We start from the raw sequence: 26,280 nt of genomic DNA on the forward strand, positions 1-26,280 counted from the left end.
TCTTTCTCCAGCGTGGAATGCAGCATGACAATCTAGCGGGTCGGCCAGCCCGTGCCGATCAGCTTTTTGCGAGCAAAACGCTGGCGGTTTCGCGAGGCCCGCCCTACGCTCTCTCGTCGCGCCAACGTGCCAGGGAAGGAGAGAAGCATGGGGTATGACCGTTCGAGTGTCGAGGCCGTGGTGCAGGATTATTTCGACGCGCTCTACGAAGGCGACGCCGAGAAGCTCGGCACGGTGTTTCACCCTTCCGCCGATCTGCGCTGGGTAGAAAAGGGCGAGCTCAAGATCCTGACGGTGCCGGACTGGCTCGCCTGGGTGCGCAAGCGGGCTTCCGCAAAGTCGGAAGGCAAGCCGCGCGAGGATTTCATCGTCACCATCGACCGCTCGGACGACAAGACCGCCTTCATCAAGGTCAAATGCCAACTGCCGCCACGCTACTTCACCGACTATCTCGTGGCGATGAAGCTCGCCGACGGCTGGCAGATCGTGTCGAAGTCGTATCGGTATGATCTGAAGGAGTGAGAGGCGGCGGCCGAGAAGACGATGGACGTCGCACTCGAAGGCGTTCCCCAATTTCCGTCATTGCGAGCGAAGCGAAGCAATCCAGACTGTTTCCGCGGAGACGGTCTGGATTGCTTCGTCGCTGCGCTCCTCGCAATGACGGCTGGGGAGAGGTCGCGCGCTGCGCTACTGCATCTCGCAGCGACGCATTCACACCAGCGCGATGAGCGACGGTGTGCCATAGATTTGTCCGAGCCATCGATGACACACCTCGCGGATGCATCGTGATCGCGGTCACGGGCATCTCTGCAATGCCACATACCAATCCACCTGAAAGATTCCCATGATTCTCGTTCGTCGTTCGCTGCTCGTCTCGTTGTGCTGCATGGCCGCTGGGCCCGCGTTGGCCGAGGAGGCACCGCCGACGCTTCAAGCCTATGAGCGCGAGAGCGGCGGCAAGGTTGGCTTCTATGCTGAAAACCTCAGCTCCGGCAAAAAGCTCGCCTGGCGCGCCGACGAGCGGTTTGTCATGTGCTCTACGTTCAAGGCCTCGCTTGCTGCCTGCGTTCTGGCGCGGGTCGATCGCGGCGAGGACCAGCTTGCGGCGATGATCGGCTATGGCCAGGCCGACTTGCTCGACTATGCACCGGTAGCGAAGGAGAACCTGTCGAAAGGCGCGATGTCGGTCGGCGACATGTGCAAGGCCAGCGTCGAGCTCAGCGACAACACCTGCGCCAACCTCTTGCTGGCGCGGATCGGGGGACCGGCGGCACTCACCGCGTTCTGGCGCTCGCTCGGCGATGCCACCTCGCGGCTCGATCACAACGAGCCCGAGCTCAATCGTTCGCGGCCGGGCGACCTGCACGACACGACCACGCCCACGGCCATGGCCAGCAATTTCCGCCACCTCGTGCTCGGCGAAACCTTGTCCGCTGCCTCGCGCACGCAACTCACAGACTGGATGGTTAACTGCAAGACCGGCGCAAAACGGCTACGCGCCGGCTTGCCGGGAACCTGGAGGATCGGCGACAAGACCGGCAACAATGGCAAGGATGCCTCCGGCGACATCGTGGTGGCGTGGCCGAAGCCCGATACCCCGATCCTTATTGCGGCCTACACTCAGGGCGGCACGCCGAACGCCGCGCAGATCGAGGCCGTGTTCGCTGCCATCGGGAATATGGTCGCCGCGCGGCTGGCATGATCGCGCCGCATTGACCTCGCCCGCGCTTCCGGGCCAAGTGAAAGCATGGTGGAAGCGCGGTTTCAGGTCTTTCTCATCCTGCTCGGGGTGCTCGCCGGCACGGCGCTGGTGGCGCGGCGGCTCAACATCGCGCCTGCCATCCTGTTGATGCTGGCCGGCGTGGGCTTGGCCTTTGTACCGGGCATGCCGCGGGTCGAGCTGCCGCCTGAGCTCGTGCTCCTCCTGGTGCTGCCGCCGCTGATCTATTCGGCCAGCGTCGCCATGAGCTGGCGCGAGTTCAGGAACAATCTGCGCCCCATCGTGCTGCTCGCGGTCGGCTGCGTGATCTTCACCGCGGCGATGGTCGCAACCGCTGCGCATTTCCTGATCGGCATGCCCTGGACCACCGGATTCCTGCTAGGTGCCATCGTCGCGCCCCCCGACGTGGTGGCGCCGCTCGCGATCGCGCGCAAGCTGCACATGCCGCGCCGCATCCTGGTCGTGCTCGAAGGCGAAGGCCTCGCCAACGACGCCACCGCGCTGATCCTCTACCGCTTCGCGCTGGCCGCAATCATGACCGGCAGCTTCTCGCTGCCGCTTGCGACCGGCGAGTTCTTCCTGATCATTGCTGGCGAGGTCGCCTACGGCATCGGAATCGGCTGGCTCTCCTTGCGCGCCCGCAAATGGGCCAGGGATCCGCAGGTCGAGATCACGCTATCGCTGATCACGCCCTACCTCGCTTACTGGCTGCCCGAGCATGTCGGCGGAAGCGGCGTCATCGCCACCGTCGCCTGCGGGCTCTATGTGAGCTGGAACGGGCCGCTGTGGATTTCCTCGGCGACACGCCTGCAGGGCATCTTCTTCTGGGACCTCGTGATCTACTTGATCGAGGGCATCCTGTTCCTGCTCACCGGCTTCCAGATGCGCGCGCTCTACGAGCAGTCGAAGGCATTTCCGCTCGACGAGATCCTGATTGCGACCGGCGTGGTCGTCGTCATCGTGGTGATCGCGCGCTTTGCCTGGGTCTATCCCGCGACCTACCTGCCCCGGATATTGAGCGAGAGCCTGCGCCGGCGCGATCCCTCGCCGCCCTGGCAATGGGTGTTCACGCTGGCCTTCACTGGCGTGCGCGGCGCAGTGTCGCTCGCGGCCGCGCTGGCGCTGCCCTTCGTGCTGCCGGGCGGCGAGGCCTTCCCCTATCGCGACCTGATCCTGTTCGTCGCCTTCGGCGTCATCTTCGTCACACTGGTCGGCGTCGGCCTCGGCCTGCCCAAGGTGGTGCGATGGCTCGGCGTGGCCGAAGCCGGCCGCTCCGAGCATGTCGCCGAGCATGAGGCCGAGATCGCCGCACGGCGCCAGGCGCTCGATGCAGCCCTGAGGTCGCTCGATACACTCGCCGAGGAGAAGGAGCTGTCCGACGAGGTGGTGCACCTGCTGCGCGCCCGGCACGAAATCCGCGCCAGCCAGCTCCCCGAGTCGCTCGACCCGAACCGCGACGACGTCTCTGCCGCCGGCACCACGCTGACGCGTGAGCTGATCACCGCAGAGCGCAGGTTCATCCACGAACTCTTGCGTGAGGGCAAGATCACCGATGAGGCGAGGCGGCGGATCGAACGCGACCTCGATCTGGAGGAAGCGAGTCTGGCGAACAGGGAATTTCAGAGGGTGCCGCTGTAGGGTGTGCATTTGGTGCTCAATGCAGCCGCGCCTTCGGCTGTCGTCCCGGACAAGCGCAGCGAAGCGGAGTGCAGATCCGGGATCCATAGCCACAGGCAGGAGTTGTGGCACGAAATGGTGGTTGCCAGTCTTCGCCAAACTACTCCCTCGGGTTATGGGTCCCCGCCTTCGCGGGGACGACAGCGGGGAGGGATTGCGCAAAAGCAGCGCCGTCATCGCGAAAGCTGCAACTACCGTTTCTCGCAAAACTCCTTCATCGCCGTGGCCACCGCCGCCGCAATCACCTGCTGCCGCGCCGGTGAGTTCATCGCCATTTCCTCGTCGCGGTTGATGATGGAGCCGGCCTCGAGCAGGACCGCGGCGCTTCTCGTGCGTGAGAGCACGATGAGCTGGTCAAAACGATAGACGCCGACATTCTTATCCAGCAGCTCATGACGATAGCGGCCCATCAGCGGCAGGGTGTACTGGTGCGCGTAAGTCAGGTCCTGCGCCTTCAGCTCCCTGCCGAGAAGCCGGGCGAACGCAAGGCTCGCTGCGTATCGCGGGTTCTGCCGCGAGACGAACAGGGAATAGCCGGAGAAGCGGTCGCTGAAATGGCTCTTGGCGCCTTCGAACTCCCACTCCTCCAGGAATTTGTCGGGCACCGCGTCGTGATGAATCGACAGGAAGAGATCGGCCCGCCAGTCGTTGGCGGCGTTGACGCGCTTGAACAGGCTCTGCCTCGCCCTCCCCTCCGTGACCAGCAGACGCGTCGTGGCAAAACCTTCCGACTTCAGTTTCTCCGCGACGAGCCTCGCAAGCCGTAAGTTGAACGCGAACTCGGGATCGTTGCGCGCACTGTCCGCGCCGAGCGCTTGGGCGGTGTGTCCGACGTCCACGACGATGCGAAATCTGGCCGGCTCGCATTTTTCAGGCGCTGGCTTGGGATTGGGCCTGGGCTTCGCACGCACGATCTTTCGCGCCGGCACGGCATGTCTCGCGTCGACCGGCGCGAGCAACAGCGGAAGAAGTGAAACAACGACCGCTGCAGTGATGGCCCTCACGGACGGCAAGCGCTACACCGGCCGCTCCCCCTTTACCGTCACGCGCGTCCCGGACCGCGTGTGCGGCCAGTAGTCCCACATGGCGCGGTGCTGGGTGCAGCGGTTGTCCCAGAAGGCGATGGCGTTCTCGGTCCAGCGGAAGCGGCATTGGAACAGCGGATTTTCGGCGTGCTGATAGAGATAGGCGAGCATTGCGTCGCTCTCGTCGCGGGGAATGCCGTTGATGTAGCGGGTGAAGCCGCGGTTGACGTAGAGCGCCTTCTTGCCCGTGACCGGATGCGTGCGCACCACCGGGTGCTCAGCATGCGGATAGGTTTGCTTGTCGGCAACGCCGTAGTTCGCATAAAGCCCGCGATAGATCGGCTCGCCGTCATGGAGCGCGGTGAGGCCGTCGAGATAGGCCTTCATGCGGTCCGACAGCGCCTCATAGGCCGCATACATGTTGGCGAATAGCGTGTCGCCGCCGCGCGGCGGGCACTGCTTGATGTAGAGGATTGAGCCCATCGGCGGCTCGAGATCGCAGGACACATCGGAATGCCAGCCTTCGCCATTGGCGCGCGGCGAGTTCTTGTCGGCATAAATCTTCATCAGCGCCGGGTCTTCGTCCTCATGCGGCGCGGCGGGATGAAAATGCAGCTCGCCGAACTTGCGGCCGAAGGCGAGATGCTGCTGCGGCGTAATGTGCTGGTCGCGGAAGAAGATGACGAGGTTTTCGGCCAGCGCGCGATGGATCTCGTCCATCTGGCGGTTGGAGCGCGCATCGTTGGAGACGAGATTGCCGATGTCGACGCCCGAAATTTCCGCGCCAATGATCGGTGTCAGCTTTTCGACGGCGATGGTCTCATAAGGCGCGCCGTCCTCCGCCATGTGGCGATAGCGCGGACCTTGCTTGCCGGCGAGCGAGCTCATGGCGGGTTCTCCCGATCGTTTTGACTGGGAGCATGGTAGCGCGCGGCGTTGGAAGCGCAATGCGTGCCGCAAACTCAACTCGTCGTCCCGGACAAGCGTAGCGAAGCGGAGCGCCGATCCGGGACCCATAACCACAGGATTGGGTTTGGCGAAGACTCGTGGTTAGCAGTTCGCGCCACAACCCCTCCCTGGGGTTATGGGTCCCGGCCTTCGCCGGGACGACAGCGGAGGGTGAGGCGCAGGCGGAGCAAAATCACCCCGCCCTCATTCTACTCCGCCGCGGTCTCCGGCACTTTGGCGCCCTGGCCGTAACGCTGGTCGATGTAGTCGATCACCAGCGCCTTGAAGTCGGCGGCGATGCCGGGGCCGCGCAGGGTGCGGAACTTCTTGCCATCGACGAAGACGGGCGCGGCCGGCGCTTCGCCAGTACCGGGCAAGGAGATGCCGATATTGGCGTGCTTGGATTCACCGGGGCCGTTGACGATGCAGCCCATGACCGCGACGTTGAGCTCTTCGACGCCGGGATACTTCGTCTTCCAGGTCGGCATCTCGTCGCGAATGAAATCCTGGATCGAGCGCGCCAGCTCCTGGAACGTGGTCGAGGTGGTGCGGCCGCAACCCGGGCAGGCCGCAACCAGCGGCACGAAGGTGCGGAAGCCCATGGTCTGCAAGAGCTCCTGGCCAACCTGCACCTCACGGGTGCGGTCGCCGCCGGGCTCCGGCGTCAGCGAGATGCGGATGGTGTCGCCGATGCCTTGCTGCAGCAGAATGCCGAGCGCGGCGGACGAGGCGACGATGCCCTTGGTGCCCATGCCGGCCTCGGTGAGGCCGAGATGGATGGCGTAGTCGGAACGGCTCGCCAGGACCTCATAGACCGCGATCAGATCCTGAACCGCCGACACCTTGGCCGACAGGATGATGCGGTTCTTGGGCATGCCGAGCTCTTCGGCGCGCGCCGCCGAGAGCAGCGCGGACTGCACCATGGCTTCGCGCATCACGGCGCGGGCATCGCGCGGATTGGCCGAGGCCGCGTTCTCGTCCATCAGCTTGGACAGGAGTTCCTGATCGAGCGAGCCCCAATTGGCGCCGATGCGCACCGGCTTGTCGTGCTTGTTGGCGATCTCGATGATGTCGGCGAACTGGGTGTCGCGCTTGTCCTTGAAGCCGACATTGCCGGGATTGATGCGGTACTTGTCGAGCGCTTCCGCGCAGGCCGGATAGTCGGCGAGCAGCTTGTGGCCGATATAGTGGAAGTCGCCGATCAGCGGCGTGGTGATGCCGCGCTTGCGCAGGCCGTCGCGGATGTGCGGAACGGCTGCGGCAGCCTCCTCGCGGTCCACGGTAATGCGGACCATCTCGGAACCGGCGCGCGACAGCGCTGCGACCTGGGCGATGGTGCCGTCAATATCGGCCGTGTCGGTGTTGGTCATCGACTGCACCACGATGGGCGCGCCGCCGCCGACAGCGACGTCGCCGACCTTGACCTGGGTGGTGTTGTGGCGCGGTGCGGGCCCCGCGATGTCGGAATCGATGGTGTTTTCGGGCTTGTTCATGGGGTCCAAATATCAGGTTTTGGTGACATTCAGCAATGCATCGCGCGGGGCCGCGGCGTCTTGGCTGGGACGGTTAACCAGGAAAAGCCCAGCAATTACAAGGATCGCAGCCGCCCCGAACGTGAGGCTGAGGGTGTCATGCAGGATGAAATAGCTAGCGACGACGCCAAACAAAGGGGTGATGAAGGTAAAAGCCGACAATTTGCTGGCCGAATAGACCTTCACCAACGCGAACCAAAGCGTGAACGTGGTTCCGACCACCCAGACCGCCTGGAACACCATCAGTGTGATCGAGAGCGGGCTCGGGGCACGGGGAATGGTCTCGCCCAGGAGGTACGCAGCCAGGCCCAGAATCGGGATCGACATCGCAACCTGGTAGCCGATGGCCTTTTCCGGCGGGGCAAAACGCAGCCGCGTCGACTTGGCGACCAGCGTGGTTGCCGCCCATAGCGCGGCGCCCCCGACGATCATAAGGTCGCCAAGCAGGACCTGCGAATCCACGTTGGGCTGCGGCACGCCGATCGCGAGTGCCACGCCGGCAAAGCTGACGGCGAGGCCGAGCCACTGCGTGCCGCTGAGCCGCTCGCCCAGTACCTGGTAGGACCCGAGTGCGACGAAGAATGGCGCGGTGTAGAGAAACACGACTGCGCGGGAGGCCGGCGTGAAGCGCAGCCCCTCATAAATCAGCACAAATTCGATGCCGAACATCAGCCCGGCGATGAGACCTGCGGCAAGCGTGCCGTCGCGCTCGAAGAATTTTGCGCCGCGCAAAGTGCCGATGATGAACACCACGGGCAGCGCGCCCATCGAGCGGATGGTCGCCTGCAGCACCGGCGGAATATCGGGGATGACCAGCTTCACCGCGATCTGGTTGAACCCCCAGGTCAGGCACAGCATGAGCATCAGGGCGATGGCGCCAGCGCTGAGGGGACGGCCGGCGGACGGGCTTGTTGTTTCTATCGACATTTCTTCCCGGGACCGGCTTGGCGCCGTTGTTATCAAGAAGCTTTCTGACAATGGGCGCAGGTGCCCGTGATCTCGACCACGGACAGTTTGGGGGCAAAACCGGAGGCGCGGGCAGCCTGGTTGAGGCCTTGCGCGACGGAGGCCGCCGGAATCTCGCCGACGAGACCGCAGCGCTCACAGATCAGGAACGCGACCGCCGAGGTCGCGTCATGATCGTGGGCGCAGGCGAGATAGGCGTTACGGCTCTCGATCCGGTGCACGAGGCTATTGGCCATCAGGAACTCGAGCGCGCGATAGACCGTGATCGGGGCCGGCCGTGGCATCGATTTGGCCAGTTCGTCGATCACCTCATAGGCGCCCAGCGGTCGATGGCTCGAGAGCAGCGCCTTGAGCACCTCGCGGCGGATCGGCGTGAATTTCTGTGCGCGCTGCTCGCAAACGGCTTCCGCATGCGTCAAGGCATCCGCAGTGCAGCGGCCGTGATCGTGGTCAGGCGCGGGAAAGGCCGGCTTTACGAGGCTCATCGCGCAGGCTTTTAGCATTTCCGGACCGGGAACCCAAAGAGCGCTGCCTCGAATGGCTGCCAGCCATGCTTTTCCGGCGGAGCAGCGCAGCGATAACTTGCCATGAAATAATCATAAGCTTGCTTATTATATGCGAAGCTTATTGGAGACGAAGCTTATGAGCCGCACGTCGGTCGATCAGAACTTCCTGTTCACGCTTGGCGAGCTCTATCGCCTGCTCCGGGTCTATGCCGACAAGGAGGCATCCCGCTATGGCATCACCCGCGCGCAATGGGCGGTGCTGTCCAAGGTCGAGCGCAGCGAGGGCATGAAGCAATCGGAGCTCGCCGAGCTCCTTGAGATGCAGCCGATCACGCTGACGCGGCTGATCGACAAGCTCTGCGACAATGACTGGATCGAGCGCCGCAGCGACGCCTCCGACCGCCGCGTCAACCGCCTGTACCTGAAGAAGGCCGGCCGCGCGCTGCTCGGCAAGATGAGCGGCCTGAAGTCCGAACTCACGGCCAACGCGCTCGACGGCATCAACCCGACGGACGCCCACCGTCTCCTCACCCAACTCGAAACAATCAAGGAAAACGTGCGCAACGCCATCCAGACCAGCGGAGCGGAACAAGCACGCAAGGAGCAGCGCTATGGCTGATCAGGTCCTCAAATTCGCCCCCGAGCAAAAGGGCAGCCCAAGCGGCAAACCCACCAAGAAGCTCGCGACCGGGCCGCGCCGCCGGCTGCTCGCCGGCCTGCGCCGCTATCGCCGCTTCCTCTTGATGGTGGTGTTGCCCGCTGCGGCCGCGATCGGCGGCATCACCTTCTATCTGCACGGCGGACGCTACGTCGGTACCGACGATGCCTATGTCGGCGCCCAGAAGGTTCTGGTGACGCCCGACGTCTCCGGCAAGATCGAGAAGGTCGTGGTCAAGGAAGGCCAGCTCGTCAAGCAGGGCGACGAGCTGTTCGAGATCGATCCAGTCCCCTTCCGCCTCGCCGTGGACGAGGCGCAGGCGCAGCTCGCACAGGCCAAGACCACCTACGACAACCTCGTCGCCAACATCAAGATCTACGGCGACATGCTCGATCTCGCCCAGAAGGGCGTCGATCTGAAGCAGCGCGACGTCGAACGCAAGCAGGCCCTGGTGAAGAACAGCTTCGGCTCGCAGCTCGACCTCGACAACGCGTCGAACGCGCTGGTCACGTCCGGCTCGATTGCGCAATACGTCAGGCAGCAGATCTCGACGGCCAAGACCCAGCTGCTGGGTGATCCCGACCTGCCGCTAGAGAAATTCCCGCCCTACGCGCAGGCCAAGGCCAAGCTCGAGAATGCCGAGCGCAATCTCGACCACGCGGTGGTGCGCGCCTCGATGGGCGGCATCGCAACGCAAGTCGAGCAGATCCAGCTCGGCCGTTATGTCGCCGCCGGCACGCCGGTGTTCTCCATCATCGACGTCGCCCATCCCTGGGTCGACGCCAATCCGAAGGAAAGCGACCTCACCTATGTCGCGGTCGGGCAACCCGTCACGCTCGAGGTCGACGCGTTCCCCAACCACGTGTTCAAGGGCAAGATCGGCTCGCTGTCGCCGGGCACCGGTGCGCAGTTCGCGATCCTGCCGCCGCAAAACGCCACCGGTAATTTCGTCAAGGTCGTGCAGCGCGTGCCGGTGCGGATCTATTTCGACGAGAGCGACAAGTTCGTGAAGAAGCTGAAGGCCGGCATGAGCGTCTACGCCACCATCGACACCGGCCATCAGCGCTCGCTCGCCGGCCTGCTCGGCTCGTCGGCAAATGCCAACCAGGACAAGGAAGACTGACCTCCATGTCCGGTCCTGCCAACACAGCGATGGCCCCCGGCCTGCGCCGGAACATGGTGACGATCTGCGCCATGACCGCGACCATCATGCAGGCGCTGGACACGACGATCGCCAACGTGGCCCTGCCCTACATGCAGGGCACGCTGTCGGCCTCGCAGGACCAGATCAACTGGGTCCTGACCTCCTACATCGTCGCCGCCGCGATCATGACCGCGCCGGTGGGCTGGATCGCCAACCGCTACGGCCGCAAGCGCATCTTCATCATCTGCTCGGCCGGCTTCACGTTCGCCTCCGTGCTGTGCGGGCTCGCGCAGGACATCAACCAGATGGTGCTGTTCCGTCTGCTTCAGGGCGTGTTCGGCGCCGCGCTGGTGCCGCTGTCGCAGGCCGTGATGCTGGATTCCTACACGCTCCAGGAGCGCGCCAAGGCGATGTCGATCTGGGGCATGGGCGTGATGATGGGCCCGATCATGGGCCCCTCGTTGGGGGCGTGGCTGACCGAGACCTATTCCTGGCACTGGGTGTTCTTCGTCAATCTGCCGTTTGGCGCGATCACCGTGCTCGGCCTGATGGTCTTCATGGACGAGACCAGGAAGGACCTCAGCCTGAAATTCGACTGGTTCGGCTTCACGGCGCTGGCCATCGCGATCGGTGCGCTGCAGCTCGCGCTCGACCGCGGCGAGCAGCTCGACTGGTTCGAGTCGGCCGAGATCGTGACCGAGTTCGTCGTCTCGGCCATCGCCTTCTACTATTTCTTCGCCCATTCGTTCACGACCTCGCGGCCGTTCATCCGCTTCGCGCTGTTCAAGGACCGCAACTTCCTCACCGGCTGCATCTTCATGACGGTGATGGGACTCGTGCTGTACTCGACCATGGCGCTGGCCTCGCCTTACCTGCAGAACGTCATCGGCTATCCCATCATCACCGCGGGTGAACTGCTCGCGACCCGCGGATTCGGCACCTTCCTGGCGATGATGCTGGTCGGGCGCTTGATGCGCTATTTCGAGGCGCGCACGCTGATCATTGCAGGGCTCACGCTGACCGCCGGCTCGCTGTTCCAGATGACCGGATGGACCGACCAGACCCAGGCCCTCGAGATCATCACCGTCAGCATCTTCCAGGGCTTTGGCTTCGGCCTCGTGTTCGTGCCGCTCTCCACCGTGTCGTTCCTGACACTCCCGAACGATTTACGCACCGACGGCACCTCGATGCTGACGCTGCTCCGCAACGTCGCAAGCTCGGTCGGCATCTCCATCGTCATCGCCGAGCTGACCCAGGGCTCGCGCAAGACCTATGCGATCCTCTCCGAGCACATCAACCCGTTCAACCATGCGCTGCAGATGCCGGACGTTGCCGGCATGATCAATCTCTCCACCGACGCCGGCCGCGCCATGGCCGACAAGATCGTCGCGATCCAGGCGCAGATCATCGCGTTTGCGCACGACTACTCGCTCGTGATGATCTTCATCCTCTGCACCATTCCGCTGACCCTGATGATCGGCTCAACCAAGGCCGCGCTGCGCAAGCAGACGGCGGGGCCGGAGCATGCGGTGATGGAGTAGATAGAGATTTCGTGGCAAGCCACGAACTCCCCTGGTCGTCCCGGACAAGCGAAGCGAAGCGGAGCGCCGATCCGGGACCCATAACCACAGGGAGAAGTTTGGCGAAGACTGGTAACTACCATCTCGCGCCACAACCGCCCCCTGTGGTTATGGGTCCCGGCCTCCGCCGGGACGACACCATAGATGTTCAACCGCCGCCGCGCCTCACACTCCACTGAGCGTACGGCACCCCTCACTCCAAAAACTCCTCGCAGCCGAGCTCATCGACGGCAAGCAGCACGCGCTGGAGATTGTTCCACCAGATCACCGGCGGGATGTTGGCGCTCCATTGCCAGACCGGGTTGGTGATGTGCCAGAGCACCGACTGGCGATAATCGCGATGAAGCGCGTCGCGGCTGTAGCCGGTCACGCCGTGCGCGATCAGCGTATCGTAGTAACTGTCCAGCAGCGGCCGTTCGAGCGCCCGCCGGGTCTCGGGATACCATTGCAACGCCATCATATAGGCGAGGTCGCCGGTCGGCACGTTGATGCGCCATTGGTCGAAATCGAAGATGCGCACGGTGTCGGCGACGGCGGCGCGCGGCAGCAGGAAATTCCAGGTATGGGCATCGCCGTGAGTGATGGTGGCGTGGCGGCGCGAATGGTAGCGCTGGAACAGCCGGTCCCATTGCGCAAGCAAGCGGTGGTAGAGATCGCGCCGCTCTTCACCGAGGCGATCGCCGAGCATATCGGCAAAGCGGTCGTAATGACCGGCGAACGTCTCCAGCAGATTTGCCGTCTCCTCGGCACTCATCCAGACGCCAACCGTCTCGCCGAGACTTGGATGATCCCACCACGCCGCGTGCATGCGCGCGAGCGTGGTGACGATGCCCATCGCCTGCCCGTGTGATGGCGGCAATGGCCACGCCGTCCCGATCTCGTGGCTGTCAGTCAGATCTTCCAGTGTCAGATGCCAGGCGAGGCTCTCCTCATCGAAATGTCCGTCGAAGCAGCGTGGCACGAGCCGCAACGGCATCTTGGGTGCAAGCTGCGTGTAAAAGACCACTTCGCGTCGGCCGGCATTCGGCAGCGACTTGGCGAACGACGCATGGGCCGTCTTGAGGATCAGGGATTGCGGCGCCCCATTCGACTCCCCGACATAGCGCAGGCCAAGGCGCGTGATGTGCGACACGATCGTGTCGCGCGACGACAGCACCTTGACCTCGCGCACCGCGCCGCGGTCCAGCACGCCGGCCTTGCGCAGCGCGGCGGTGAGATACGCGGCCTCAGCGACCGCCGGCAGTTGTGGAGTTGTCATGAAGCGCCCCGGGTGCCGCGCTCATCCTGCACGATCACACCCGGAAGCGCCAGCCGCGCCGTCGCAAAGGCGGCGCTCCGATCTCACACGTCGAAGAACACCGTCTCGTCGTCGCCCTGGAGCCGCAGGTCGAGGCGATAGAGCGGCTTGCCCACTTCACGCACGGCGATCAGCGTGGCGCGGCGATCAGCCGGCACCAGCGCCAGCACGGGATCGGAGGCGAGGCCGGCGTCATCGCTGAAATAGATGCGGGTGTAGAGATGCCTGAGCATGCCGCGCGCGAACACCGCGACCAACAGATGCGGCGCCTGCGGCTTGCCGTCGGGGTCAGGCACGACGCCCGGCTTGATGGTGTCGAAGGAATAGTTGCCGTCCTTGTCGGTGCCGGAGCGGGCAAAGCCACGGAAGCTGGCGTTCGGCAGGGCGCGCTTGTCCTGCGGATCGGCAAAGCGTCCCTGCGCATCGGCCTGCCAGATCTCCAGCATGCAGTCCGGCACGGCGACCCCGTCGCCATCGAACACCTTGCCCTCGATGCGAAGGCGGTCGCCCGTGACGTCGGGCGTCAGCGTCGAGTTGGTGAAGGCGTCGTTCCACTCATAATCGCCGGTCGGCGTCAGGCCGTATTTGAAGAACGGACCGACGGTTTGCGATGGCGTGATCCCGTTGGGCTTCACTTAAGTGTTCTCCATTGGAGTGGCGTTCTTGCCGCGCAGCACGATGTCAAAGCGATAGCACAGCGCCCATTCGGGCTCGGTGTTCTCGAGATCGAAGGACGAGACCATCCGCATGCGCGCCTTCTCGTCCGGCACCGAGTTGAAGATCGGATCGAACGGGAACAGCGGATCGCCGGGGAAATACATCTGGGTCACCAGGCGCGTGACGAAGGAATGGCCGAACACCGAGAGGTGGATGTGCGCGGGCCGCCAGGCATTGTGATGATTACCCCAGGGGTAAGCGCCGGGCTTGATGGTAACGAAGCGATAATAGCCAGACGCATCGCTCTGGGTGCGGCCGGCGCCGGTGAAGTTCGGATCGAGCGGTGCCGGATGTTGGTCGCGCACATGCACGTAGCGGCCGCAGGCATTGGCCTGCCAGATCTCGACCAGCGAATCGGGTACGCCGCGGCCGTCCTCGTCGAGCACGTGGCCGTGCACGATGATGCGCTCGCCGAGCGGCTCGCCCTTGTGCATGCGGGTGAGATCGTTGTCGCCTTTGCGCACGGTCTCGTGGCCGTAGACCGGGCCGGTCAGCTCCGAGAGCGTGTGGCGCATTGGGATCAGGGGCTTGTGCGGCGCCCGCTTGATCGAGCTCTTGTAGTCGGGGGACAGCGGCAAGGGATGTGCCTTGTTGCTGTCGACGGGATAGATGAATGTCATGGCCAAGCTCCTGGCGAACTCCTCCCCGGCCATTTTGGTCCGGCCGGTCAACGCTTCCGCCAATCATTATAGTATATAACTAAATGGGGAAAGCGGGTTTAGCGATCCTCCTGCGCAGCACTATTTGATCGGCGGACGCGGCAGAACGGCCTCGCCGGCCTCGAGCCGGTAGGTATGGTCGAGCGAATACCAGGGCGTCGCAAGCTCGCGCTCGGTCGGATGCGGCGAATCATGGCGCAGGAACTTGCCGATCAGCGCTTGTGTCACGCCGAACTGCACGTCGCTGTCGATGTGCGGATCCGTTGGGTCGTAGACCTGCGAGATCAGCACCTTGAATCCGCGCTTGAAGATCAGGGCGTGCAGATGCGCGGGACGGTAGGGGTGCCGGCCCTGTGCCTTCAGGAGGCGGCCCACCACACCGTTGGTCGGGATCGGATAACCGACCATCATCACCGAGCGGAAGGAGAAGCGTCCGTCCTGATCGGTCGTGAACTTGCCGCGCAGGTTCATGTCCGCCTGCTCGGGATCCTGGTTCTCATAGAGACCGACGGGCGAGGCATGCCAGACATCGACCTCCGCCCCGGCGACGGGACGACCGTCCCTGTCCACGACGCGGCCGCTGACGAACAGCGGCGCACCCGGCGTCTCGGAGCGGACGATCGATCCGCCATTCTCCACCCGCGGAGAGTTCAGTCGCCAGAACGGTCCGAGCAGCGACTGGTCGGTTTCCGTATTGCCCTGATCGCCATTGTTGAGCAGGCACACCAGCGGCGAGACGCCGAGCGAGCCTGCCATCAGCACGACTTCATTGTGCGTATCGGTCGAGAGCTTGCCGAGCTCGGCGAGGATCGCCGTGGCGTCGCGGAATTCCGCTTCCGTCAGGCGAACATCGCGAACGAAGCCGTGCAGGTGCTTGACCAGCGAGATCATGATCTGGCGAAGCCGCGGATCGGATGTCCGTTCCATCACCGCAAGTGCCGCGGCCGTGACGTCCTGCTCGCGCTCGATGATCATGCTCGCCTCCCGATTGCCCCGTCATTCCGGGATAGACGAAAGGACCAGACCCGGAATTTCGAGATCCCGGATTCCGCCCTCTCGGGCGGCTCCGGGATGACGGGCCACTACGTGGCCCGTCAGTTCAGCTTCTCGATCGCGACCGCGACGCCCTGGCCGACGCCGACGCACATGGTGGCGAGCGCCAGCTTGCCGCCGCGCTTCTCCATGCCGTGGACGGCAGTGAGCGCAAGACGCGCGCCGCTCATGCCGAGGGGATGGCCGAGCGCAATCGCGCCGCCATGCGGATTGACGAAATCAGCGTCGTCCTTGACGCCGAGCTGACGCAGGCAGGCGATGCCTTGAGAGGCGAAAGCTTCGTTCAGCTCGATCAGGTCGAAATCGCTGATCTTCTTGCCCAGACGCTCCATCAGCTTGCGGGTCGCGGGCACAGGGCCAATGCCCATGATGCGCGGCGGCACGCCGGCCGAGGCAAGGCCGAGGATGCGCGCGCGCGGCGTGAGACCATGCTTCTTCACGGCAGCTTCGGACGCGAGGATCATCGCGGCGGCGCCGTCATTGACGCCGGACGCGTTGCCGGCCGTCACCGTGCCGGGATTGCGCACGATCGGCTTAAGTTTTGCGAGGCCCTCAAGAGTCGTTTCGGGACGCGGATGCTCGTCCTTGTCGACCGTGATGGGGCCGGCCTTGCCGCCGGGAATGGTGATCGGCGTGATCTCCTCGGCGAAATAGCCGGCCGCGATCGCCGCGCCCGCGCGCTGCTGCGAGCGGATCGCGAATGCATCCTGATCGGCGCGCGAGACCTGGAATTCCTCGGCGACGTTCTCACCGGTCTCGGGCATGGCGTCGACGCCGTATTGCGCCTTCAACAGTGGATTGATGAAGCGCCAGCCGATGGTGGTGTCAAAGATCTCGGCCGAGCGCGAGAAGGCTTCCTGGGCCTTGCCCATCACGAAGGGCGCGCGCGTCATGGATTCGACGCCGCCGGCAATGGCGAACTCGATCTCGCCGGAGCGGATGGCGCGGCCGGCCGCGCCGACGGCATCGAGGCCGGAAGCGCAGAGGCGGTTCAGCGTCTGGCCGGGAACCGAATCCGGGAGCCCTGCGAGCAGCAGCGCCATGCGCGCGACGTTGCGGTTGTCCTCGCCGGCCTGGTTGGCGCAGCCGAAGAACACCTCGTCCACCTGCGACCAGTCGAGCTTGGGGTGCTTGGCCATCAAGGCCTTGATGGGGGTGGCGGCGAGATCGTCGGCGCGCACCTTGGCGAGCGAGCCGCCGAAGCGGCCGATCGGGGTCCGGACTGCATCGCAGATAAACACATCACGCATCGTTGTTCTCCCTGAGCGCCGCGGTCCGGCCAAAATTCTTCAATGACGGCGGAGTTTTAGGAGGGCGCCCGCGGCAGGTCAATTGACGGTTTCGCGTCGACGGAGTGGCTTGGCGCATGCTTGCCATGAAACTTCGACCGTCATTCCGGGATGCGCCGATAGGCGCAGGCCCGGAATCCATACTCCCGATTGGTGGTTATGGATTCCGGGCTCGCCCTTTCGGGCGCCCCGGAATGACGACCGAGGATGGGGCAGCCATATCCCGCCCTACGGACAGCGTGGAAAACCCGTGTCCAGAAGCCAAAGCGATAGGACCATGGGGCGAAATTTTGTAGGTTGCGCCGCCCATGAGTATCCAGCAGCCGATCCCAGTGCTTCCCCCTGACGAGGCGCCGCCGCCGCAAGCGGAAACATCAGCGCGCGTCACGCCGATGATGGAACAGTACCTGGAGATCAAGGCGGCGCATCCGGGCCTGCTGCTGTTCTACCGGATGGGCGACTTCTACGAGTTGTTCTTCGAGGACGCCGAGATCGCCTCCAGGACGCTCGGCATCGTGCTGACCAAGCGCGGCAAGCATCAGGGCGCGGATATCCCGATGTGCGGCGTGCCGGTCGAGCGCTCCGAGGACTATCTGCACCGTCTGATCAGCGCCGGCCACCGGGTTGCGGTCTGCGAGCAGACCGAGGATCCCGCCGCCGCCAAGGCGCGCGGCAACAAAAGCGTCGTGCGCCGCGGCGTGGTGCGGCTGGTCACGCCGGGCACGCTGACCGAGGACACGCTGCTCGATGCGCGCGCCAACAACTATCTGCTGGCAATCGCGCGCGCCCGCTCCTCTTCCGGCGGCGACCGCTTCGGGCTCGCCTGGATCGACATCTCGACCGCCGAGTTCATGGTGACGGAATGCGCAGGCGGCGAGCTTGCGGCAACGCTGGCGCGCATCAATCCGAACGAGGTTGTTGTCACCGACGCGCTATATAACGACAGCGAACTCGGACCCATCTTGCGTGAGCTGCCGGCGGTGACGCCGCTGACCCGCGACGTCTTCGACGGCGCCACCGCCGAGAAACGTCTGTGCGACTATTTCGCCGTCGCGACCATGGACGGGCTCGCGCAGCTCACGCGGCTTGAGGCCACGGCTGCGGCCGGGGCCGTCACCTATGTTGACCGCACCCAGGTCGGCAAACATCCGCCACTGTCGCCGCCCGCGCGCGAGGCCTCGGGCGCGACGATGGCGATCGATCCGGCCACCCGCGCCAATCTCGAGCTGACGCGGACGCTCGCCGGCGAACGGCGCGGCTCGCTGCTCGATGCCATCGATTGCACGGTGACATCGGCCGGCTCCCGTCTGCTCGCACAGCGGCTGGCGGCACCGCTGACTGACGCAGCCGGGATCGTGCGGCGGCTCGATGCGGTCAGCACCTTCGTCTCGGATTCGGCCGCGCGCGAAGACATCCGCAGCATCCTGCGCGGCGCCCCCGACATGTCGCGCGCGCTGGCGCGGCTCTCGGTCGGCCGCGGCGGACCGCGCGATCTCGCCGGGATCCGCGACGGCATTTTGGCGGCCGACCAGGCGCTGGCACGGCTTTCTGAGCTCGACCAGCCGCCACAGGAGATCGCCGCCGTGATGGCGGCCTTGCAGCGGCCATCGCGCGAGCTGGCATCCGAATTCGCTGGCGCCCTCGCCGAGCAATTGCCACTGATCAAGCGCGACGGCGGCTTCGTCCGCGAAGGCTATGAGCCCACGCTCGACGAGGCGCGAAACCTGCGCGACGCCTCGCGCCTGGTGGTCGCCTCGATGCAGGCGCGCTACGCCGACGACACTGGCGTCAAGGCCCTGAAGATCCGGCACAACAACGTGCTCGGCTATTTCGTCGAGGTGACCGCGCAGCATGGGGACAAGCTGATGTCGGCGCCATTGAACGCGACCTTCATCCACCGCCAGACGCTGGCGGGGCAGGTGCGCTTCACCACGTCCGAGTTAGGGGAGATCGAGGCCAAGATCGCCAATGCCGGCGACCGCGCGCTTGGGCTGGAGCTCGAAATCTTCGAGCGGCTTTGCGCCAAGGCGCTTGATATCAGCGAGGATCTGCGCGCCGCCGCGCATGGTTTCGCGCTGCTCGATGTCGCAACGTCGCTGGCAAAGCTCGCGGTCGACGAGAATTATGTGCGGCCCGAGGTCGACGGTTCCCTGGGCTTTGCGATCGAGGCCGGGCGCCATCCGGTGGTCGAGCAGGCGTTGAAGCGCAATGGCGAGCCGTTCATTGCCAATGCCTGCGACCTTTCTCCGGCGCCGGCGCAGAAATCCGGCCAGCTCTGGCTGCTCACCGGACCGAACATGGCCGGTAAATCGACCTTCCTGCGCCAGAACGCGCTGATTGCGCTGATGGCGCAGATCGGCAGCTTCGTGCCCGCTTCGCGCGCCCGCATCGGCATCGTCGACCGGCTGTTCTCGCGCGTCGGCGCCGCCGACGATCTCGCGCGCGGTCGCTCCACCTTCATGGTCGAGATGGTCGAGACCGCGGCGATCCTCAATCAGGCCGGCGAGCGCTCGCTCGTCATTCTCGACGAGATCGGGCGCGGAACTGCGACCTTCGACGGCCTCTCGATCGCGTGGGCCGCGATCGAGCATCTGCACGAGAGCAATCGCTGCCGCACGTTGTTCGCCACGCATTATCACGAGCTCACCGCGCTGTCGGCAAAACTACCGCGGATGTTCAACGCCACGGTGCGGGTCAAGGAATGGCAGGGCAACGTCGTGTTCCTGCACGAGGTGCTGCCGGGCTCGGCCGACCGCTCCTACGGCATCCAGGTCGCAAAGCTGGCGGGACTCCCGCCCGCTGTCATCACGCGCGCCAAATCCGTGCTGGCGAAGCTCGAAGCACAGGACCGCGGCCAGACCGCGCGTGCGCTGGTCGATGATCTCCCGCTGTTCGCAGTCCCCTCACGCGCCGCCGCGGAAGCCCCGCCGCCAAGCGAAGCCGAGCTGCTCATGGAAGCGGTGAAGGCGTTGCACCCCGACGAGATGTCCCCGCGCGAGGCGCTCGATGCGCTCTATGCGTTGAAGGCCAAGCTGCCGAAGCAGTGACGGTGCGGTAGGGTGGGTTAGCCCTGCGGCTGCGCGAAGCGCAGTCCGCTAGGCGTAACCCACCTCTTTCGCGTCCGCGGTGACAGAAGCGGTGGGTTTCGCTTCGCTAACCCACCTTACAAAGCTCACGCCTTCGCCAGCCGCTTCCTCCGCCCCATCCACCACAGCGTCAAATTCCAGACGACGCAGGTCGCGAGCGCAAGGCTGAGGCCGATCGCCGAGCCGAACTGCACGACCGCGACGTGCAGCACCGCGATCGCCATGCCGAAGCCGAGCAGGCCCCAGGCGGAGTTGGCAAGCACGGCCGCGGTCGGTGGGCCGCCGATGCGCGGGTGCAGGATCACCATCATGCTGGTGAAGACGATCGGATAGAGCGCGATGACGCCGGAGACCCTGGGGCCGACCCAGCCCGACGTCGAGACAACGATAGCAACGAGAGTTGCGACCAGCGCGGCGCGGAAGGGAATGTCATACCAGCGGCGCGTGACCAGCGGCATCTTCACGTGGCGGTAGCGCGCCAGCAGCGGAATGCAGATGCCGAATGCGATCAGGTTAACCGCAAGTCCGGCCGTCAAGGTCCAATCGAACATGCGGATGACGGATGCAAGCACGATCCACACCGCGACTGCGCTTCCGACGCTCACCAGAAAGCTGTGCCGCTGCGCCAGCACGACATAGGTGAGCCCGAGGAAGATCGTCGCGGCGTTGACGGGAAGGCTCGCCAGCGCCCCCTGGGCGATGAAGGCGGCGTCGTGGTCGAGCGCGAGGAAGACGTAGGAGGGACCGGCCGAGATGGGGAGCGTCGCCACCAGTGCACCGATCACCGGACCCGAGCGTTCGGTGATAACGGACGCCGTCACGACGAACGCCGCAGCGATCGCCATGCGCAGGAGGAGGAAGAGTATGAAGGCAAGTTCGGCGGGCATTTTCTTGTCTTACCCTCCCCTGGAGGGGTCCGAGACGAACGCAGCTCGCTCGTGGGTCGCTGTGCATGGAGCGAAGCGGAATGCGCAGCGGGGTGGGGTGACAGTCTCTCGACGGAAGCGGCGCCCGAGTGGAGAGATCACCCCACCCCGCTCGCGCTACGCGCGATCGACCCTCCCCCTCCAGGGGAGGGTAAGGAAGTCACATCCGCTGCATCGACACTGAAACCTTCGGGCCGTTCTTGATGGTCTGATAGACCACGCAATAGCGTTCGGTGAGCTTCAGCAGCAGGTCGAGCTTGTCCTGCGGGGCGTCGGTGTCGACCTCGAAGCGCAGGCGTATCTCGGCGAAGCCGACCGGCGTCTCCTTGTCGACGCCGAGCGTGCCGCGGAAATCGAGGTCGCCCTCGGCGTAGACGTTGCCGGTCTTCAAGGGCACATCGATCGCGGTCGCGACCGATTTCAGCGTGACGCCGGCGCAGGCAACCAGCGCCTCGAGCAGCATGTCGCCCGAGCAAAGCTCCAGCCCGGAGCCGCCGGTCGCCGGATGCAGGCCGGCGACGGCGAGCGCGCGGCCGGTCTCGACCTTGCAGGCGATGCCATCGCTGTCGGTCGAGCCCTTGGCCTTCAGCGTGATCAGCGCGGCCTTCGGATCGGTCTTGTAGCGTTCCTTGATCGGGGCCTGCATCTGGCGGAGTTCTGCGGCATCCATTTTTGTTCTCTCCCGGAAGATCGCCCCTCGATGTACCGGCTGGGAGCAAAATTGTCACCACCACATCGCCTGGCCGGGACCCTGGGTTGCGTCACGGTCAGGCACGTTGCGATCGAGCGAGCGGTCGAGCGAGGTCAGGACGTTGCGCTTGAAGCTGTCGAACAGCGGCGAGTTGCGGTCGCGCGGGCGTGCGAGATTGATCTCGATCTGGTCGAACAGCCGGCCCGGGCGCGGCCGCATCACGAGCACGCGATCGGCCAGCACCACAGCCTCGTCGACGTCATGGGTGACCAAGATCAGCGTCGGGCGCGTATCGGCCCAGAGGCCGAGCAGATGGTCCTGGAGATCGCGGCGGGTGAAGGCATCGAGCGCCGAAAACGGCTCGTCGAGCAGCAGCACTTCGGGCTGCGGCACCAGCGCACGCGCGATCGCGACGCGCTGCGCCTGTCCGCCGGAGAGCTCGCGCGGCCAGGCCTCGGCCTTGTCGACAAGCCCGACGCGATCGAGCGCCCGCGCAACTTTTTCGCGCCGTTCGCTCGCGGGGAGGTCCGCAAGGCCGAAGCCGATATTGTCGGCGACGCTGAGCCAGGGCAGCAGCCGCGGCTCCTGGAAGATGATGCCGATCTTGGCGTGCGGCGACGTTATCGCCTCGTCATCGAGCGTCACCGTGCCGGAGCTGGCGCGATCGAGCCCGGCAATGGCGCGCAGCAGCGTGGACTTGCCGCAGCCGGAACCGCCGATGATGGCGACGATCTCGCCCTGATTGATCGCTGCCGAGAAGCGCGCCAGCGCCTCGACGCCATTGGGATAGGTCTTGCTCACCCGTTCGAGCGCCAGCATCACACCCCTCCGCGCTCGCGCCCAAAGGCATCCTGCCAGCGCAGCAGCGGCGCCGTCGCGATCTCGATCAGCCAGTCGGTGAGCTTGCCGAGGATGGCGAAGATGACGATCGCGGCCACGATCTGTGCGGGCTTGCCGAGCTGCTGGCCATCGATCAGGAGATAGCCGAGGCCTTCGGAGGCACCGATCAATTCGGCCGCGACCACGAACATCCAGCCCAGCCCGAGGCCGACGCGCAGCGAGACCACATAGGCCGGCAACACCGCGGGCAGCAGGATGCGGCGGATCATGGCCGGGCCCGAGAGACGGAAGACGCGGCCGACCTCGACGATCTTGCGATCGACCGAGAGGATCGCCCCCATCACCCCGAGATAGACCGGAAAGAACACGCCGACCGCGATCAGCACGATCTTCGAGGTCTCGAAAATGCCAAGCCACAGGATGAACAGCGGCACCCAGGCGAGCGACGGGATCGCGCGCAGCGCCTGGATGGTCGGATCGAGCAGCCGGCGCGCCAGCGCCCAATAACCGGAGACGGCCCCGAGCAGCGTGCCCGCGACGACACCGAGAGCGAAGCCGAGGCCGACGCGCCACAGCGTCGCGGCGATGTGCCGCGTCAGTTCACCGGAGCGGGCGAGCTCCAGGATGGTCGTGAAAATGCGCGAAGGCGGCGGCACCAGCCGGCCATTGGAATAGCCGAGCCAGACCACAAGCTCCCAGCCAAGCGCGAGCGTCAGCGGCAGCAACAGCCCAAGCAACGGCCGCGCGTAGCGCGCGATGCGCGGCCCACGCGATGCACCGCTATCAGACTGTTCCACCGCTGGAGCTTGGTAGGTCATAGCCATAGCAAGCGCGTCTGGCGAGGGAATGCAAGGGAGCGCGGCATCTCAACCGTCGTCCCGGCGAAGGCCGGGACCCATAACCACAGGACCGAGTTGTCGCGAAGACTGGTAGTTGCCAGCCTCCGCCAAACTTCTGCCTGTGGTTATGGGTCCCGGGCTCGCTTCGCGCCCCGGGACGACGGAGTTTGTTGCGCGAGTAGCCGTCTTTCCACCTGCGTAGCCCGGATGGAGCGCAGCACAATCCGGGGCCTCTCCGTTAGTCGAACAGTGCCGGATTGCGCTTCGCTCCATCCGGGCTACAGGCCGCCATCAATTCGTCGGCAGCGGGACCTGGTCGTCGATCAGGGCATCGAGCGTGGCCTTGACGTCGACCTTGGCGTCGACGACGCCGGCCTGCTGGAGCGCGAGGCCGGCGGCGAGGATCGACTCGCGCTGCGGCGCGCCGATGCGGCTGTGGGTGAGCTCGGTGCGCTCCTTGAGCTGCTTGTCGACGACGGCATCGGGCAGCTTCGTCACCGCGATGAAGGTTTTCTTCAGCTCGTCGTAATTCGCCAGCGAATACTTTCGCGCGTCCTCGTACACTGCGAGCACGCGGCGCACGATGTCCGGATAGTCCTTCAGGAACTGCTCGCGCACATTGAGGATGCCCCAGGTGTTGGCGTCGGCCTTGCGGTAGAACAGCTTTGCGCCCTCCTCGACCTCGGCCTGCGCCATCATCGGATCGAGGCCGGCCCAGGCGTCGACGTCGCCACGGATCAGCGCGGTCTTGCCGTCGGCATGCTGGAGCAGCACCGGCGTGATGTCCTTCTCCGACAGGCCCGCCCCGAGCAGCGCACGCACGAGGAAGATGTGCGGATCGGTGCCGCGTGTCACCGCGACGCGCTTGCCCTTCAGATCAGCCACGTCAGCGATCTTGGAGTCCTTTGTCGTGACCAGCGCCGTCCATTCGGGGCGCGAATAGACGTAGATCGACTTGATCGGGTTGCCATTGATCCTTGCGACCAGCGCCGCCGAACCCGCAGTCGAGCCGAAATCGATCGAGCCGGCATTGAGGAATTCGAGCGCCTTGTTGGAGCCGGCCGACTGCACCCAGGTGATGCTGATGCCGTCCTTGGCGAACTCCTTCTCTAGAAGCCCCTTCTGCTTCAGGACCAGCGACACCGGATTGTAGGTCGCCCAGTCGATGCGAAGCTCCTTCAGCGGCTCGGCTGCGTGCGCCAAACCAGGGGTCAGCACGAGCGCTGCAGCGCCCGCCAGCAGAATGCGACGTGAAAATCTGGTCATGCCCGGCCTCCTTGCGAAACTTCATTGTTTTTCAATGAGTTATATCTGGAGGTCAACGAGAAAATCACCGCCTTGAAACCGGGCCGACCGAGAACAAGTTTGCCGAAAGCCGGCCTTTCCAAGCATGGAATGACTATTGCGAGAGAATGGCGGGTGACAGCGCCCGTCGCCTCTTATATCCGGTGAAGCATGGACAGTGTCGCGAGCCAGCACAAGCAGGAGATCGATGATCGCTTCGACAGCGCGCGGATTACCGCCGCAGTCGATGCGCTTGCCGCAAAGCATGCGGGGCGCGAGGACACGTTCCGCACGGCGATGGCGCAAATGCTCAAGGCCGAGCTGATCGCTGCGCGCGCGGAAGCGCAGAAGATCCTGCTGAAAGACCGCCACGGCCGGCGCTGCGCCGAGCGGCTGTGCCACGTGCAGGACGAGATCATCCGCATCCTCTATTCGGCCGCGACCCGCCATCTCTACCGCTCGCCGATTCCGACCGGCGCCGAGCGCATGGCGGTGGTTGCGACCGGCGGCTATGGCCGCGGCCTGATGGCACCGGAATCCGACATCGATCTGCTGTTCATCCTGCCCTACAAGCAGACCGCCTGGGGCGAGCAGGTCGCCGAAGCCATCCTCTATTGCCTCTGGGACATGGGCCTGAAGGTTGGTCACGCCACGCGCTCGGTCGATGAATCGATTCGACAGGCGCGCGGCGACATGACCATCCGCACCGCGATCCTGGAGACGCGCTTCCTCACCGGCGACCAGCCGCTCTATGACGAGCTGGTCGCGCGGTTCGACAAGGAAGTCGTGCAGGGCACCGCATCCGAGTTCGTCACCGCAAAGCTCGCCGAGCGCGAGGAGCGGCATCGCCGCGGCGGCCAGTCGCGGTATCTGGTCGAGCCCAACGTCAAGGACGGCAAGGGCGGCCTGCGCGACCTGCACACGCTGTTCTGGATCGCGAAATACGTCTATCGCGTACGCGACACCGACGAGCTCGCCGAGCGCGGCGTGTTCGACGCGCAGGAGTACCGCACCTTCCGCCGCTGCGCCGACTTCCTCTGGTCGGTGCGCTGCAATCTGCATTTCTACTGCGGGCGCGCCGAGGAGCGCCTGTCCTTCGATCTCCAGCGCGAGATCGCGGTGCGCCTCGGCTATACCTCGCATCCCGGCATGCAGGACGTCGAGCGCTTCATGAAGCACTACTTCCTGGTCGCGAAGGAAGTCGGCAATCTCACCGCCATCCTGTGCGCGAAGCTGGAGGACCAGCAGGCCAAGCCCGCGCCAGTGCTGAGTCGGATGATGGCGCGCCTGCGACCCAGCACCGTGAAGCGGCGCGTGCCTGATAGCGACGACTTCATCGTCGACAACAACCGCATCAACCTGGCTGCACCCGACGTGTTCAAGCACGATCCGGTCAACCTGATCCGCATCTTCCGCCTGGCGCAGAAGAACAACCTCGCCTTCCACCCCGACGCGATGCGTAACGTGACGCGCTCGCTCAACCTGATCAACGCGCAGCTCCGCGAGAATCCCGAAGCCAATCGGCTGTTCATGGAGATTTTGACGTCCAATGACGCCGAGACAGTGCTGCGGCGGATGAACGAGACCGGCGTGCTCGGCCATTTCATCCGCGCCTTCGGCAAGATCGTCTCGATGATGCAGTTCAACATGTATCATCACTATACGGTCGACGAGCATCTGATCCGCTGCATCGGCTTCCTGCAGGACATCGAGCGCGGCGGCATCGAGGAGTTCACGCTCGCCAGCGACCTCATGCGCAAGACCCGGCCTGAGCACCGGCCGGTGATCTATATCGCCACGCTCCTGCACGACATCGCCAAGGGACGGCCCGAGGATCACTCCA

23 protein-coding genes are annotated in these 26,280 nt (G+C 64.9%); 8 read left to right on the forward strand and 15 right to left on the reverse strand.

The window, feature by feature from the left end; all coding sequences use genetic code 11:
• Window positions 1-147: 147 nt before the first annotated feature.
• The 3 genes from Q3C01_RS27000 (at window position 148) to Q3C01_RS27010 (ending at window position 3,358) form a co-directional block, all read left to right on the forward strand.
• Window positions 148-522: a nuclear transport factor 2 family protein gene (locus Q3C01_RS27000; RefSeq protein WP_458148330.1), complete on the forward strand. Its 375-nt coding sequence runs from the start codon at window positions 148-150 to the stop codon at window positions 520-522.
• Window positions 523-844: 322 nt separating this feature from the next.
• Window positions 845-1,702, forward strand: coding sequence for a class A beta-lactamase (bla, locus tag Q3C01_RS27005; protein ID WP_458148331.1), 858 nt, complete (start codon window positions 845-847; stop codon window positions 1,700-1,702).
• Between the two features lie 48 nt (window positions 1,703-1,750).
• On the forward strand, window positions 1,751-3,358 hold the full coding sequence (locus tag Q3C01_RS27010) for a Na+/H+ antiporter (RefSeq protein ID WP_458148353.1): 1,608 nt from the start codon (window positions 1,751-1,753) through the stop codon (window positions 3,356-3,358).
• A gap of 230 nt (window positions 3,359-3,588) precedes the next feature.
• On the opposite strand, the gene Q3C01_RS27015 is transcribed toward Q3C01_RS27010, so the two are convergent.
• The 5 genes from Q3C01_RS27015 to Q3C01_RS27035 all read right to left on the reverse strand — a co-directional run bounded on the left by Q3C01_RS27015 (window position 3,589) and on the right by Q3C01_RS27035 (window position 8,353).
• Window positions 3,589-4,410 (reverse strand): N-acetylmuramoyl-L-alanine amidase, encoded by an 822-nt coding sequence (locus tag Q3C01_RS27015; protein WP_458148332.1) that lies wholly within the window; start codon window positions 4,408-4,410, stop codon window positions 3,589-3,591.
• A gap of 3 nt (window positions 4,411-4,413) precedes the next feature.
• Window positions 4,414-5,310, reverse strand: a complete 897-nt coding sequence (locus Q3C01_RS27020) for a TauD/TfdA dioxygenase family protein (protein WP_458148333.1) — start codon at window positions 5,308-5,310, stop codon at window positions 4,414-4,416.
• Between the two features lie 269 nt (window positions 5,311-5,579).
• Window positions 5,580-6,863 carry a flavodoxin-dependent (E)-4-hydroxy-3-methylbut-2-enyl-diphosphate synthase gene (gene ispG / locus Q3C01_RS27025; protein ID WP_458148334.1) on the reverse strand — a complete coding sequence of 428 codons (1,284 nt, stop codon included), beginning with the start codon at window positions 6,861-6,863 and terminating at the stop codon, window positions 5,580-5,582.
• Window positions 6,864-6,875: 12 nt separating this feature from the next.
• The gene (locus Q3C01_RS27030; protein WP_458148335.1) at window positions 6,876-7,829 is read right to left on the reverse strand and encodes a DMT family transporter; all 954 of its coding nucleotides are present in this window, start codon (window positions 7,827-7,829) and stop codon (window positions 6,876-6,878) included.
• A gap of 32 nt (window positions 7,830-7,861) precedes the next feature.
• Entirely contained in the window at window positions 7,862-8,353 is a 492-nt protein-coding gene (locus tag Q3C01_RS27035; protein ID WP_458148336.1) for a Fur family transcriptional regulator, read from the reverse strand.
• 157 nt (window positions 8,354-8,510) lie between these two features.
• Between Q3C01_RS27035 and Q3C01_RS27040 the strand changes: the two genes are divergently transcribed.
• From Q3C01_RS27040 to Q3C01_RS27050, 3 genes are read left to right on the forward strand one after another with little or no spacing between them, the layout of a single operon-like run.
• Entirely contained in the window at window positions 8,511-8,993 is a 483-nt protein-coding gene (locus Q3C01_RS27040; RefSeq protein WP_458148337.1) for a MarR family winged helix-turn-helix transcriptional regulator, read from the forward strand.
• The gene (locus tag Q3C01_RS27045; RefSeq protein WP_458148338.1) at window positions 8,986-10,155 is read left to right on the forward strand and encodes an HlyD family secretion protein; all 1,170 of its coding nucleotides are present in this window, start codon (window positions 8,986-8,988) and stop codon (window positions 10,153-10,155) included. Before Q3C01_RS27040 ends, Q3C01_RS27045 begins: the two co-directional genes overlap by 8 nt.
• Before the next feature lie 5 nt (window positions 10,156-10,160).
• Window positions 10,161-11,717, forward strand: coding sequence for an MDR family MFS transporter (locus tag Q3C01_RS27050; protein ID WP_458148339.1), 1,557 nt, complete (start codon window positions 10,161-10,163; stop codon window positions 11,715-11,717).
• A gap of 232 nt (window positions 11,718-11,949) precedes the next feature.
• Here the strand turns inward: Q3C01_RS27050 and Q3C01_RS27055 are convergent, their stop codons facing one another.
• The 5 genes from Q3C01_RS27055 to pcaF all read right to left on the reverse strand — a co-directional run bounded on the left by Q3C01_RS27055 (window position 11,950) and on the right by pcaF (window position 16,732).
• Entirely contained in the window at window positions 11,950-13,014 is a 1,065-nt protein-coding gene (locus Q3C01_RS27055) for a phosphotransferase (RefSeq protein WP_458148340.1), read from the reverse strand.
• Window positions 13,015-13,097: 83 nt separating this feature from the next.
• A complete protein-coding gene (pcaG, locus tag Q3C01_RS27060; protein ID WP_458148341.1) occupies window positions 13,098-13,688 on the reverse strand; it encodes a protocatechuate 3,4-dioxygenase subunit alpha in 591 nt (196 codons plus the stop codon).
• Window positions 13,689-14,390 (reverse strand): protocatechuate 3,4-dioxygenase subunit beta, encoded by a 702-nt coding sequence (gene pcaH, locus Q3C01_RS27065; RefSeq protein WP_458148342.1) that lies wholly within the window; start codon window positions 14,388-14,390, stop codon window positions 13,689-13,691.
• 120 nt (window positions 14,391-14,510) lie between these two features.
• A complete protein-coding gene (locus tag Q3C01_RS27070) occupies window positions 14,511-15,404 on the reverse strand; it encodes a dioxygenase family protein (RefSeq protein ID WP_458148343.1) in 894 nt (297 codons plus the stop codon).
• A gap of 119 nt (window positions 15,405-15,523) precedes the next feature.
• The gene (gene pcaF, locus Q3C01_RS27075; RefSeq protein WP_458148344.1) at window positions 15,524-16,732 is read right to left on the reverse strand and encodes a 3-oxoadipyl-CoA thiolase; all 1,209 of its coding nucleotides are present in this window, start codon (window positions 16,730-16,732) and stop codon (window positions 15,524-15,526) included.
• A gap of 347 nt (window positions 16,733-17,079) precedes the next feature.
• Between pcaF and mutS the strand changes: the two genes are divergently transcribed.
• On the forward strand, window positions 17,080-19,818 hold the full coding sequence (mutS, locus tag Q3C01_RS27080) for a DNA mismatch repair protein MutS (protein ID WP_458148345.1): 2,739 nt from the start codon (window positions 17,080-17,082) through the stop codon (window positions 19,816-19,818).
• A gap of 125 nt (window positions 19,819-19,943) precedes the next feature.
• Here mutS and Q3C01_RS27085 read toward each other — a convergent pair whose 3' ends face one another.
• The 5 genes from Q3C01_RS27085 to Q3C01_RS27105 form a co-directional block, all read right to left on the reverse strand.
• A complete protein-coding gene (locus tag Q3C01_RS27085) occupies window positions 19,944-20,744 on the reverse strand; it encodes a hypothetical protein (protein ID WP_458148346.1) in 801 nt (266 codons plus the stop codon).
• A gap of 199 nt (window positions 20,745-20,943) precedes the next feature.
• Window positions 20,944-21,453 carry an OsmC family protein gene (locus Q3C01_RS27090; RefSeq protein ID WP_458148347.1) on the reverse strand — a complete coding sequence of 170 codons (510 nt, stop codon included), beginning with the start codon at window positions 21,451-21,453 and terminating at the stop codon, window positions 20,944-20,946.
• 54 nt (window positions 21,454-21,507) lie between these two features.
• Entirely contained in the window at window positions 21,508-22,293 is a 786-nt protein-coding gene (locus tag Q3C01_RS27095) for an ABC transporter ATP-binding protein (protein WP_458148348.1), read from the reverse strand.
• On the reverse strand, window positions 22,293-23,132 hold the full coding sequence (locus tag Q3C01_RS27100; RefSeq protein WP_458148354.1) for an ABC transporter permease: 840 nt from the start codon (window positions 23,130-23,132) through the stop codon (window positions 22,293-22,295). Before Q3C01_RS27100 ends, Q3C01_RS27095 begins: the two co-directional genes overlap by 1 nt.
• 312 nt (window positions 23,133-23,444) lie before the next feature.
• Window positions 23,445-24,419 (reverse strand): aliphatic sulfonate ABC transporter substrate-binding protein, encoded by a 975-nt coding sequence (locus tag Q3C01_RS27105; RefSeq protein WP_458148349.1) that lies wholly within the window; start codon window positions 24,417-24,419, stop codon window positions 23,445-23,447.
• 189 nt (window positions 24,420-24,608) lie between these two features.
• On the opposite strand from Q3C01_RS27105, the gene glnD reads away from it, so the two are divergent.
• On the forward strand, window positions 24,609-26,280 hold a 1,672-nt coding region (gene glnD / locus Q3C01_RS27110; protein ID WP_458148350.1), incomplete at its 3' end, for a [protein-PII] uridylyltransferase.

This window comes from Bradyrhizobium sp. UFLA05-109, from assembly GCF_054185165.1.

Coding starts and splice junctions, on each gene's coding strand:
- Q3C01_RS27000 (WP_458148330.1), top strand. CDS start 148: ATGGGGTATGACCGTTCGAGTGTCGAGGCCGTGGTGCAGGATTATTTC.
- bla (WP_458148331.1), top strand. CDS start 845: ATGATTCTCGTTCGTCGTTCGCTGCTCGTCTCGTTGTGCTGCATGGCC.
- Q3C01_RS27020 (WP_458148333.1), bottom strand. CDS start 5,310: ATGAGCTCGCTCGCCGGCAAGCAAGGTCCGCGCTATCGCCACATGGCG.
- ispG (WP_458148334.1), bottom strand. CDS start 6,863: ATGAACAAGCCCGAAAACACCATCGATTCCGACATCGCGGGGCCCGCA.
- Q3C01_RS27030 (WP_458148335.1), bottom strand. CDS start 7,829: ATGTCGATAGAAACAACAAGCCCGTCCGCCGGCCGTCCCCTCAGCGCT.
- Q3C01_RS27035 (WP_458148336.1), bottom strand. CDS start 8,353: ATGAGCCTCGTAAAGCCGGCCTTTCCCGCGCCTGACCACGATCACGGC.
- Q3C01_RS27040 (WP_458148337.1), top strand. CDS start 8,511: ATGAGCCGCACGTCGGTCGATCAGAACTTCCTGTTCACGCTTGGCGAG.
- Q3C01_RS27045 (WP_458148338.1), top strand. CDS start 8,986: ATGGCTGATCAGGTCCTCAAATTCGCCCCCGAGCAAAAGGGCAGCCCA.
- Q3C01_RS27050 (WP_458148339.1), top strand. CDS start 10,161: ATGTCCGGTCCTGCCAACACAGCGATGGCCCCCGGCCTGCGCCGGAAC.
- Q3C01_RS27055 (WP_458148340.1), bottom strand. CDS start 13,014: ATGACAACTCCACAACTGCCGGCGGTCGCTGAGGCCGCGTATCTCACC.
- pcaH (WP_458148342.1), bottom strand. CDS start 14,390: ATGACATTCATCTATCCCGTCGACAGCAACAAGGCACATCCCTTGCCG.
- Q3C01_RS27070 (WP_458148343.1), bottom strand. CDS start 15,404: ATGATCATCGAGCGCGAGCAGGACGTCACGGCCGCGGCACTTGCGGTG.
- pcaF (WP_458148344.1), bottom strand. CDS start 16,732: ATGCGTGATGTGTTTATCTGCGATGCAGTCCGGACCCCGATCGGCCGC.
- mutS (WP_458148345.1), top strand. CDS start 17,080: ATGAGTATCCAGCAGCCGATCCCAGTGCTTCCCCCTGACGAGGCGCCG.
- Q3C01_RS27085 (WP_458148346.1), bottom strand. CDS start 20,744: ATGCCCGCCGAACTTGCCTTCATACTCTTCCTCCTCCTGCGCATGGCG.
- Q3C01_RS27090 (WP_458148347.1), bottom strand. CDS start 21,453: ATGGATGCCGCAGAACTCCGCCAGATGCAGGCCCCGATCAAGGAACGC.
- Q3C01_RS27095 (WP_458148348.1), bottom strand. CDS start 22,293: ATGCTGGCGCTCGAACGGGTGAGCAAGACCTATCCCAATGGCGTCGAG.
- Q3C01_RS27100 (WP_458148354.1), bottom strand. CDS start 23,132: ATGACCTACCAAGCTCCAGCGGTGGAACAGTCTGATAGCGGTGCATCG.
- Q3C01_RS27105 (WP_458148349.1), bottom strand. CDS start 24,419: ATGACCAGATTTTCACGTCGCATTCTGCTGGCGGGCGCTGCAGCGCTC.